The organism is Pseudomonas sp. yb_9 (assembly GCF_043103635.1).
GTDB classification, from domain to species: Bacteria; Pseudomonadota; Gammaproteobacteria; order Pseudomonadales; family Pseudomonadaceae; genus Aquipseudomonas; species Aquipseudomonas monteilii.
In genome coordinates this window covers 19,553-29,451 of record NZ_JBICKA010000107.1, presented here as the reverse complement: position 1 = coordinate 29,451, position 9,899 = coordinate 19,553, and the positions used below count along the sequence as shown (strand labels likewise).

General features: G+C 57.1%; 10 protein-coding genes and 1 pseudogene. 4 read left to right on the top strand and 7 right to left on the bottom strand.

What is annotated here, in order from left to right; genetic code table 11:
• The 7 genes from ACF8MI_RS26185 to ACF8MI_RS26155 form a co-directional block, all read right to left on the bottom strand.
• Positions 1–503 (bottom strand): IS5 family transposase (locus tag ACF8MI_RS26185; RefSeq protein WP_392518090.1); only part of this gene is annotated, 503 nt, incomplete at its 3' end.
• Positions 504–641: 138 nt separating this feature from the next.
• Positions 642–929: a cyd operon YbgE family protein gene (locus tag ACF8MI_RS26180; protein ID WP_070087343.1), complete on the bottom strand. Its 288-nt coding sequence runs from the start codon at positions 927–929 to the stop codon at positions 642–644.
• Positions 926–1,048 carry a cytochrome bd-I oxidase subunit CydX gene (cydX, locus tag ACF8MI_RS26175; RefSeq protein WP_014753615.1) on the bottom strand — a complete coding sequence of 41 codons (123 nt, stop codon included), beginning with the start codon at positions 1,046–1,048 and terminating at the stop codon, positions 926–928. The genes ACF8MI_RS26180 and cydX overlap by 4 nt, the downstream gene beginning before the upstream one ends.
• A 22-nt stretch (positions 1,049–1,070) precedes the next feature.
• Positions 1,071–2,207: a cytochrome d ubiquinol oxidase subunit II gene (cydB, locus tag ACF8MI_RS26170; RefSeq protein WP_070087344.1), complete on the bottom strand. Its 1,137-nt coding sequence runs from the start codon at positions 2,205–2,207 to the stop codon at positions 1,071–1,073.
• Positions 2,200–3,771 carry a cytochrome ubiquinol oxidase subunit I gene (locus tag ACF8MI_RS26165; protein ID WP_014753617.1) on the bottom strand — a complete coding sequence of 524 codons (1,572 nt, stop codon included), beginning with the start codon at positions 3,769–3,771 and terminating at the stop codon, positions 2,200–2,202. The genes cydB and ACF8MI_RS26165 overlap by 8 nt, the downstream gene beginning before the upstream one ends.
• A complete protein-coding gene (gene cydP / locus ACF8MI_RS26160) occupies positions 3,768–4,058 on the bottom strand; it encodes a cytochrome oxidase putative small subunit CydP (protein ID WP_070087345.1) in 291 nt (96 codons plus the stop codon). Before cydP ends, ACF8MI_RS26165 begins: the two co-directional genes overlap by 4 nt.
• A 67-nt stretch (positions 4,059–4,125) precedes the next feature.
• Positions 4,126–5,451: a sigma-54-dependent Fis family transcriptional regulator gene (locus ACF8MI_RS26155; RefSeq protein ID WP_070087346.1), complete on the bottom strand. Its 1,326-nt coding sequence runs from the start codon at positions 5,449–5,451 to the stop codon at positions 4,126–4,128.
• Positions 5,452–5,686: 235 nt separating this feature from the next.
• Between ACF8MI_RS26155 and ACF8MI_RS26150 the strand changes: the two genes are divergently transcribed.
• The 4 genes and pseudogenes from ACF8MI_RS26150 to ACF8MI_RS26135 form a co-directional block, all read left to right on the top strand.
• On the top strand, positions 5,687–6,565 hold the full coding sequence (locus tag ACF8MI_RS26150; RefSeq protein ID WP_014753621.1) for an MBL fold metallo-hydrolase: 879 nt from the start codon (positions 5,687–5,689) through the stop codon (positions 6,563–6,565).
• Positions 6,566–6,616: 51 nt separating this feature from the next.
• Complete coding sequence (locus ACF8MI_RS26145; RefSeq protein WP_070087347.1) at positions 6,617–8,287, top strand: bifunctional protein tyrosine phosphatase family protein/NAD(P)/FAD-dependent oxidoreductase; 1,671 nt, start codon at positions 6,617–6,619, stop codon at positions 8,285–8,287.
• Between the two features lie 27 nt (positions 8,288–8,314).
• Positions 8,315–9,118, top strand: coding sequence for a sulfite exporter TauE/SafE family protein (locus tag ACF8MI_RS26140; protein ID WP_041167218.1), 804 nt, complete (start codon positions 8,315–8,317; stop codon positions 9,116–9,118).
• A 494-nt stretch (positions 9,119–9,612) separates the two neighbouring features.
• Positions 9,613–9,795: pseudogene (locus ACF8MI_RS26135) on the top strand (PAS domain-containing protein); the annotation flags it as partial.
• Positions 9,796–9,899 lie beyond the last annotated feature (104 nt).

Genomic DNA, 9,899 nt, shown 5'->3' with positions numbered 1-9,899 from the left:
TACTGGTTACCCTTCTTGGTCTGGTGCATTTCCGGGTCACGCTTGCCGTCCTTGTTCTTGGTCGAACTTGGCGCATTGATCAGCGTGGCATCGACGATAGTGCCTTGGCGCAACGACAAACCTCGGTCTCCCAGGTAGCCATTGATCACAGCCAGGATGCCGGCAGCCAGTTCGTGTTTCTCCAGCAAGCGGCGGAAGTTGAGGATGGTGGTTTCATCCGGAATGCGCTCCAGGCTCAGTCCGGCAAACTGGCGCAGGATGGTCGTCTCGTACAGCGCTTCCTCCATCGCCGAGTCGCTGTAGCCAAACCAGTTCTGCATCAAATGTACGCGCAGCATCGCCATCAGCGGATACGCCGGACGACCACCTTCGCCCTTCGGGTAATGCGGCCCGATCAACGGAATCAAACCCTTCCACGGCACCACCTGAACCATCTCGATCAGAAACAGCTCTTTGCGGGTCTGCTTACTCTTGCCGGCGTATTCGGCATGGGCGAAGGTCAGTTACTACATCGGAAAACTCGGCAGGTGGAGTCCAGGCATTTTGGCAAAATCGGGAAGTCTTCTTCAGGATTTCCCTAACTGGAAATAGGTAGTGCTACTGTCTTTATGTTGAGAACTCAAGAGTTCAGTCATCAGCCCTCAATTTGCAAACTTTACCCAGCAAGCCAGTGCCAGCGCAACACAGCAGGTCCAGCCCGAGAACAGCCAGCGCCAAACGCACGCTCGCGGCACGAAGCCCACGCCCCTGACAAAGGCCACACTCATCGCCACGAACATGGCCGTTGCCAGCCCGTGATCAGCTTTCCCGTCCGGGGCCGCCATCAGCGGCGGATAGAGCGTACACACGAGCATGATCGCGATCGCGATAAGCAGGCTCAGCGGGTGGAGGCGTGAGGACGCCGAGGCGTCGGCGACCCGCGTCATCATGGCTGTGCCTCGTCACGGTCACTCTGGGCACGACCGGCTTCGGTCTCGCCCCACATCGCATTCAATATGGCCAGCAGTAAGGCAAAACCGACTCCCAGCATCCAGGCGAAATACCACATGGTCCTTGCTCCTCTGAGGGCCTTAGTAGGCAGAATGTTCGTTGGCTTTGATCTGTGCCACGGTGACCTTGCCGCGCATGACGCGATAGGCCCACGAGGTGTAGATCACGATCAGCGGCATGAAAATCAACGTTGCCCAGAACATGATTGCCAGGCTTAGATGGCTGGACACGCTGTCCCACACGGTCAGGCTGGCCGCCGGCACGGTTGATGACGGCATGACGAACGGGAACATGGACACACCGGCGGTGCTGATCACCCCGACCACCGCCAGCGACGAGGCGACAAACGCGGCGAGTGTACGGCGCATCAGCAGCAAAAGCGTGGCACCGACGGCGCCGGCCATGCCCAGCGCGGGCAGCAGCCACAACGCTGGATAATGGTCATAGTTGGCCATCCAGGCCCCGGCGTCGCGTACCACGGTCTTGTTGAGAATGTCCGGCAGCCCGGCGATGTCCACTACCGAGGTAATGCGATAGCCTTCGATCGACTGCAACCACACGCCAGCAATGATGAATGTGCACAGCAGCACCAGCGCTGCGCCGACCCCGCCCTTGATGGCGCGGGCCTGGATAACGCCTTCAGTGCGGTGCGCCAGGTAGGTACTGCCTTGCAAGGTGATCATTGCACTGCTCACCACACCGGTCAGCAGTGCGAAGGGGTTCAGCAATTGCCAGAAACTCCCGGTGTACGTCGATACCAGCATGTCATTGAAGTGGAACGGTACGCCTTGCAGCAGGTTGCCGAAGGCGATCCCGAACACCAGTGGCGGCACGGCCCCGCCGACGAACAGGCCCCAATCCCAGATGCTGCGCCATTTGGCATTGTGGATCTTGCTGCGATAGTCGAAGCCCACCGGGCGGAAGAACAAGGCCCACAGGACCAGAATCATCGCCCAGTAAAACCCGCTGAACGCGGTGGCATACACCACCGGCCACGCCGCGAACAGTGCGCCGCCGGCAGTGATGAACCACACTTGGTTGCCGTCCCAGTGCGGCCCTACGGTGTTGATCGCTACGCGTCGTTCCAGGTCCGAGCGGCCTACAAAGGGCAGCAAGGTGCCGACCCCCATGTCATGACCGTCCATGATGGCGAAGCCGATCAGCAGTACGCCGACCAGTGCCCACCAGATAATTTTCAGGGTGACGTAATCAAGCATGGTGGAGTTCCTTCAGGTTGGCATCGTGAGCATAACGGCCGGTTCTGAGGCTGCCGGGCCCTTGACGGGCGAACTTGACCATCAGGAACATTTCAACCACCAGCAGCACGGTGTAGAAAGCCACGAATCCAGCCAGCGAGCCATAGAGGTTATTGATGCTCAGGGTGGAGACGCTCATGTGGGTGGGCAGTACGCCATAGATGGTCCAGGGTTGACGGCCGTATTCAGCGACGAACCAGCCCAGCTCGCAGGCAATCCAGGGCGCAGGCAGCATGCAGAGTGCCCAGCGCAGCAGCCAGCGGCGGCGTGTACAGGCCGATTGCAAGGTGCTCCAGAAGGCCACCCCGAACAGCAGGAGCATGGCAAAACCAAGGGCGACCATGATCCGGAATCCCCAGAACATCGGCGTCACGCGCGGTACGGTATCGTTCACTGCCTTGTCGATAATCGCCGGTGTGGCCTGGTTGACATCCTCGACGTACTTTTTCAGCAGCAGGCCAAAGCCCAGGTCCGTCTTGTAGGCTTCGAAGGTGTCGAACGCCGCCTTGTCGGTGCGATCGGCCCGCAGGGCTTCAAGCGCATTGACGGCAGTAATGCCACGCAGAATGCGCTCGCGGTTTTTCTCTTTGATGTCATGAATGCCCGGGATCTGCTTGCTGACCGAGCGCGTGCCGATCAAGCCCATTACCCATGGCACGTCGACTTCCCAGTTATTTCTGGACTCGGCTTCATTTATGCTGGCCAGCAAGGTTAAGCCTGCCGGTGCGGGTTTGGTTTCCCACATGGCTTCCATGGCCGCCAGCTTGGTTTGCTGCGCCTCACCCACCGTGTACCCCGACTCATCCCCAAGCACGATGACGCTGAGCACCGAGGCCAGGCCGAAAGCCGCCGCCACCCGAAAACTGCGCTTGGCGAACTCGACATCACGACGCTTGAGCAGGTACCAGCTGGAAATTGACAACACGAACATCGAACCGGTGACATAACCGGCGGACACCGTGTGCACAAACTTGGCCTGGGCCACCGGGTTGAACACCACTGCCCAGAAATCGACCATCTCCATGCGCATGGTGATGTAACTGAACTCTGAACCCACCGGGTTCTGCATCCAGCCATTGGCGATCAGAATCCACAGTGCCGACAGGTTGGTACCGATGGCCATCAGCAGCGTGACAAGCAAGTGGTGCTCTTTCTTCAGGCGATCCCAGCCAAAGAAGAACAGACCGATCATGGTCGACTCAAGGAAGAACGCCATCAGGCCTTCAATGGCCAGCGGCGCACCGAAGATATCGCCCACGTAGTGCGAGTAATACGCCCAGTTGGTACCGAACTGAAATTCCAGGGTGATACCGGTTGTCACCCCCAGGGCGAAGTTGATGCCGAACAGCTTGCCCCAAAAACGCGTCATGTCTTTCCAAATGACGTTGCCGGTCATCACATAGACGCTTTCCATGATGACCAACAGCCACACCATGCCAACCGTGAGCGGTACGAAAAGAAAGTGGTAAAGCGCAGTGGCTGCGAATTGCAGCCGAGACAAATCTACCAGGTGTTCTGAAATCACTTGCTTGCCCCTTGAGTCAAGGTGGGTACTCCGAAACGGTTGCCGATAATGTTCGGGTCGACACTGACGTGCGAATCCCGGATGAACAGCCACCACAGCACTGTCAGCACCAGTAGTTTGATCACTACTGCCGTGAGCAGATGGCGTCGAAGTCGTTTGTCGAAAATGGTCATGACTTGCCAATATGCACACGGCATGCCAAGGGGTTGTTTTACTTTTTTATCTTTTAAAAACAGTGGCTTAGCGGTGATTTCTGGCAGGTGCGGCAGGCCTTGCCGGGTGAGCACGCTGCCAACCTGCCAGGGTGGCAGCGATTGGCAGTCGTTGGCAGTCGTGGGGCGTGAGGGCGATTGATCAGGCCAAACCTTGCTCTTTCAGTCGTCTGTACAACGTGCGTTCGCTAACACCCATGTGCCTGGCCAGTTCACTGCGGGTACCTTTGAAGGTGGCCAGTATCTGCGCCAGCGAGCTGCCGTCGAAAGGCGTTGAGGCGGGGGGCTGAGGCGATATCGCCACCGATGCCTGGGGCAAATGTGTGGAGCGGATCACTCCATCGTCAGCGAACAGACTGGCTCTTTCCAGCACATTGCGTAATTCGCGGATATTGCCGGGCCAGGAGTGCCGCTGTAGTTGTGTCAGAGCCTCCGCCTCTATTGTCAGCCGGCGCTTGCCGGTACTGGCACGTTGTAGAAATGAATTCGCAAGCAAACCAATGTCTTCAACCCGGTTGCGCAAGGGGGGCAACTGAATGGGGAAGGCGCTGATGCGGTAGTACAGGTCCTGCCTGAATTCTCCGTTCTCCATCATCTTTTCAAGGGGTTTGTGGGTCGCGGCAATTAACCTGAAGTTGGCGTGAAGGGTCTCGACACTGCCGACACGGCGATAGGTGCCCGATTCGATCAGGCGCAGCAGTTTCACCTGCATGGCGAGTGGAACGTCACCAATCTCATCGAGAAACAAGGTGCCGCCCTGGGCCGTTTCAACCAGTCCGGGCTTGCGCGTGGTGGCCCCGGTGAATGCCCCTTTTTCATGGCCGAATAGTTCGCTCTCAAACAGCGTTTCGGGCAATCCCGAGCAATCGACGACGACGAAGGGCCCCGTGGCTCGATCGCTGTTTTCATGTACGGCGCGGGCGAACAGCTCTTTGCCCGTACCGGACTCGCCCAGTAGCAGTACCGGCAGCATGGATGGGGCCACCCGCTGCAGTTCCGACAGGGCAAGGTTAAAGGCCGGCGAGCGGCCAACCAGGCCTTCGTTGCTGGGGCGCGCTGAGGCGCTGCGAACCTGCGTGAGACGCTCCACATAGGCAGTGATAACACCGTGGTCGTCCAGAATCGGGCGTAGTTCGACGTCGACGTGCTCCGGGCCGCGAGGCGTGTGGTGAATGTGCAGGACACGATCCGGTCCGCGCATTTCCTGCGCTTTTTTCATCGGGCAGTTCTCGCCCGCCTGATCACAAGGAACGTCGTAGTGGTGTGAGATTTGATAGCACTTATGGCCGATAAAGGGCTTGTCAGCGCTGCCAAACTGCCGCTGATAGGCCGTGTTGGCAGCCAGGATGTTGTAGTTCGGATCAAGCACGATCATCGGCTGTGGTTCGTGCTCAAGGAACGAAACCAATGATTGCACTTGATCCGAGTGCGGGAGTAGGTGGGTCGGGGTGGGCAAGTAAGTCTTCATCGTGGCTCCTGACAGTCCATTCATCCTGTTCTGGCACTGCCACCTCTGTCAACAGGCACTGCCAATGGCAGTGAATCCAGGTGAATACAGAAAAAACAAAACCGTACTGAAAAATAAAATCAATAAAATCAAGTAGATATGACCATATCTTGGCTCCGTTTGAGTCTGGCAGGCTTATTGCTATGTCAGTCCTCAGTGTGAGCGGCTTGGTAAAAGCCCCTAAGGAGACAGGCCAATGAGTGTAAAACTTCACGTCGAAGGATTCTTCGATCCTGCTACCAATACCGTCAGTTATCTTGTGTTGGATGAGGCGACCCGCCACTGCGCGTTGATCGATAGCGTACTGGACTACGACCCTAAGTCCGGCCATACCGGCACAACCTCTGCCGACAAATTGATTGCAAGGGTGAAAGAACTCAGTGCGAGAGTCGACTGGATTCTCGAGACTCACGTCCACGCAGACCACCTGACGGCAGCACCATACCTGAAGGAGAAACTTGGCGGGAAAATAGGGATCGGCAGCCAGATTTCGACGGTGCAGGAGGTGTTCGGCACGCTGTTCAATACCGCTGGCGAGATGCCCCGTGACGGAAGTCAGTTCGATCACCTGTTCGTCAATGACGAACCGTTCACCATCGGCACGCTGCAATGCCAGGCTCTCCATACACCCGGCCATACGCCGGCCTGTATGACTTATGTGATCAGCGACGGCACCGAAACGGCCGCATTTGTTGGCGATACCTTGTTTATGCCCGACTACGGTACTGCACGCTGTGACTTTCCCGGTGGAAACGCGCGCACGCTGTTCCAGTCAATCAACAAGGTGCTGAGCCTGCCGGCCAATACGTTGCTCTATATGTGCCACGACTATCAGCCAGGGGGCCGCGAGGTGCAATTCGTCAGCACCGTTGCAGACCAACGCGCGCACAACGTTCATGTGCGTAACGGGATCAGTGAGGAGGAGTTTGTGGCGATGCGCACTAAGCGAGATGCCTCGATGGACATGCCTACTCTGATCCTGCCATCGGTTCAGGTAAACATGCGAGCCGGGCACTTTCCTGAGCCCGAATCGAACGGGACGCGTTACCTGAAAATCCCGCTCAACGTCGCCTGACGTTGCATCCCCGAACAACCGATAAGAAACATACCTATAACGGAGACCCTCATGGACATTCGTTGCCTTGTGCCTGGACTGTCTGTATCAGAGCAAATTTTTCCCGACCAATTGGCTGGACTGAAAGAAGCTGGTTTTCGCGCCATTATATGTAACCGGCCCGATGGTGAAGGCAGCGATCAGCCCTTGTTTGCCGAAATCAAACGTTCGGCCCAAGCGATCGGTATTGAGGCGCACTACCTTCCTGCTGAATCAGGCAAAGTGACCGATGAGCAAGGTATTGCCTTCGGCAAGCTCTTTGAAACGCTTCCAAAACCGGTATTGGCCTATTGCCGTTCCGGTATGCGCTCGACAACGATGTGGGCACTGTCACAAGCGGGTCGACAACCCCTGCCATACATCGTTGAGACGGCCAAAAAAGCCGGGTTCGATATGAAAGGCGTCATTCGCCGGATCGCGAATCAGGGGCGCACGCCGGTCGAACTGGCCGAGGCGCAGCATGCCGTGGTCATCATCGGAGGCGGTGCGGCAGGTATCGCGGCTGCTTCCAGTTTGCTTGCACGAGAACCTGGACTCGACGTTGCCATCATCGACCCGGCCGATGTGCACTACTACCAGCCTGGCTGGACACTTGTCGGCGGTGGTGTCTTCGATGCGCCACAAACTGCCCGCACGATGGCCTCGACCATCCCTCGCGGTGTGCATTGGATCAAGTCGGCGGTCGCCGCTTTCGAACCCGAGAGAAATGCCGTCGTTCTTGAAGGGTGCAGGGTCGTCAAATACGAGCAACTGATCGTGTGCCCTGGCCTCAAGCTCAATTGGCATGCAATCGAAGGTTTGTCGGACACCCTTGGCCGCAACGGCGTGACTTCAAACTACCTGTATCAGCTTGCCCCCTATACGTGGGAACTGGTGCAGCAACTGCGGGGTGGCCGAGGCATTTTCACGCAACCGCCCATGCCGATCAAATGTGCCGGGGCTCCGCAAAAAGCCATGTACCTCTCTGCTGATCACTGGAAACGTACCGGTGTATTGGACAAAGTCGAGATCGAGTTTTGCAGCGCCGGCGCGGTGCTGTTCGGCGTTCCCGACTACGTGCCCGCACTGATGGAATACATCAAGGCCTATGGTATCGACCTGAATTTCGGCAACACCCTCACCAGCGTGAATGGGCCTGCGCGGACTGCGACGTTCAACTGCGTCAACCCGGATGGCAGCGCCCATCTTGTTACTCGAGACTTCGATCTGCTTCATGTAGTGCCACCGCAGATTGCGCCGGATTTCGTTCGGGTCAGCCCTCTAGCTGACGCAGCTGGTTGGATTGATGTCGACCCCGCCACTCTGCGCCATAAAACCTGGGTAAATATTCACGCGCTGGGAGACGCCGCCAACTCCAGCAACGCAAAAACCGCTGCAGCAGCCCGCAAGCAGGCGCCAGTCGTTGCCCACAATGTGTTGGCTGCAATGGGCAAAGCGAAAGGTGGCGCCCATTACGACGGTTATGGCTCCTGCCCGCTGACGGTTGAGCGCGGCAAGATCGTATTGGCTGAGTTCACCTATGGTGGAAAGGTCGCTCCCAGCTTCCCGTCCTGGCTGATTGACGGTACACGGCCAACGAGGCTGGCGTGGCTGCTCAAGGAGCGACTTCTTCCTCCCCTGTACTGGAAGGGAATGCTCAAGGGCCGTGAGTGGATGGCGAAACCCGAGTTGGCTGACCTGTGAATCAGATCTGAAAGCAAGGAGACTGAGATGATCATCGTCTTACTGCTCGGGCTTACTGTTGGCGTTATTCTGGCGCTGACCGGCGCTGGCGGAGGAATACTGGCTGTTCCATTGCTGGTGTTTGGAGTGGGGTTGAGCATGGCGGAGGCTGGGCCAATTGGTTTACTGGCTGTCGGTTTAGCCGCGACCCTGGGTGCCGTGATGGGACTCAAAAATGGCACCGTCCGCTATAAAGCGGCGCTTTTAATTGCAGGTGCGGGGATCGTCTGTTCTCCACTTGGTCTCTGGCTGGCGCAGCGCACGCCTAACCGTCCGTTGACGATCATGTTTGCCATCGTGCTGATGTACGTTGCGTTCCGGGTCTATCAACGATCGCTCGCATGCTCCTCGGAGTCGAAGCCCCCCGTCACATCCAAACCACCGCCTTGTCAGTTGGACGTGAACCGAGGAAAGCTTAACTGGACGAGGCCTTGTGCATGGGCTCTCACCGTTTCCGGCATTGTCGCGGGTGGGCTCTCTGGCTTGCTCGGCGTGGGCGGCGGCTTTGTGATGGTGCCGGCGCTCCAGCGATACACCAATTTGACAGCACAGTCAGTGCTTGCAACGTCTCTAGCCGTTATTGCGCTGGTTTCAATTTCCGGCGTTGCTGCAAGCTCGGCAACTGGGCATTTGCAGTGGGCAGTTGCCATCCCATTTTCCATTGGAGCATTAGCCGGCATGATCTGCGGGCGCTTGGTCGCTGCCAAGCTGTCGGGGCCAAACTTACAAAAAGGGTTTGCCATCGTATCTGCAGTGGTTGCGGTGGCCTTGCTGGTAAAAGCTATTCGGTAGATCAAGTGGGCAGACGACTTACCCGCCTGTGCCGGCTGTCCTGAACGCCTTCAGCTAATCCATGATTGCCAGATCCGGCTGCGATGGTGCTTCTGCTGGTATTTATCTTGGCCGCCCCGTTGATCCGCTTCCTGATCCGCTGCTGCGGAGCTGGATTGAACCTGGCGTCAAATGTCGACTCTGTGGATGGCACGCCGCCAATTATTGTCTGGTGCGGGAGAGGTGCGCCCGTGAGTCCGGATAACCAAGGCTTTGCCTTGGTTATCCAATAATCAGCGTCTGAAATCGGGCTTTTCGGCATCCCTAAGCCGCCCATTTCCGACTGATGAGCAACTTGTTCGGAGTTTCCTTAGTCACGCCTTATGGCATAATACCATTATTACTCATGGAGACTCATCTTGCGCTCGAACCTGCCTGTCACAACCGTTGAACAAATATTTCCAATCCAGCAGCGATTGATCTCTGCCACGGATACGAATGGGAATATTTCCTATGTGAATGACGAGTTTATGAGAATAAGTGGCTATTCTCGTGAAGAGTTGTTGGGCAGTCCGCACAATTTGGTTCGTCATCCCGACATGCCTCCAGCTGTTTTCGGGCTGATGTGGGGCTATCTGAAGGCTGGCAAAAGCTGGATGGGTATCATCAAGAATCGCTGCAAGAATGGTGACTTCTATTGGGTCAGTGCGTATGTGACACCTATTCTCGAAGATGGCCGCTTAACAGGCTACGAGTCCGTTAGAGTCAAGCCGACTCGGGAGCAAATTGATCGCGCACAAAA

Excerpts from the sequence above, each read along its gene's own strand:
- ACF8MI_RS26150 (WP_014753621.1), top strand. The coding sequence starts at position 5,687 with ATGAGTGTAAAACTTCACGTCGAAGGATTCTTCGATCCTGCTACCAAT.
- ACF8MI_RS26145 (WP_070087347.1), top strand. The coding sequence starts at position 6,617 with ATGGACATTCGTTGCCTTGTGCCTGGACTGTCTGTATCAGAGCAAATT.
- ACF8MI_RS26180 (WP_070087343.1), bottom strand. The coding sequence starts at position 929 with ATGATGACGCGGGTCGCCGACGCCTCGGCGTCCTCACGCCTCCACCCG.
- cydB (WP_070087344.1), bottom strand. The coding sequence starts at position 2,207 with ATGCTTGATTACGTCACCCTGAAAATTATCTGGTGGGCACTGGTCGGC.
- cydX (WP_014753615.1), bottom strand. The coding sequence starts at position 1,048 with ATGTGGTATTTCGCCTGGATGCTGGGAGTCGGTTTTGCCTTACTGCTG.
- ACF8MI_RS26140 (WP_041167218.1), top strand. The coding sequence starts at position 8,315 with ATGATCATCGTCTTACTGCTCGGGCTTACTGTTGGCGTTATTCTGGCG.
- ACF8MI_RS26155 (WP_070087346.1), bottom strand. The coding sequence starts at position 5,451 with ATGAAGACTTACTTGCCCACCCCGACCCACCTACTCCCGCACTCGGAT.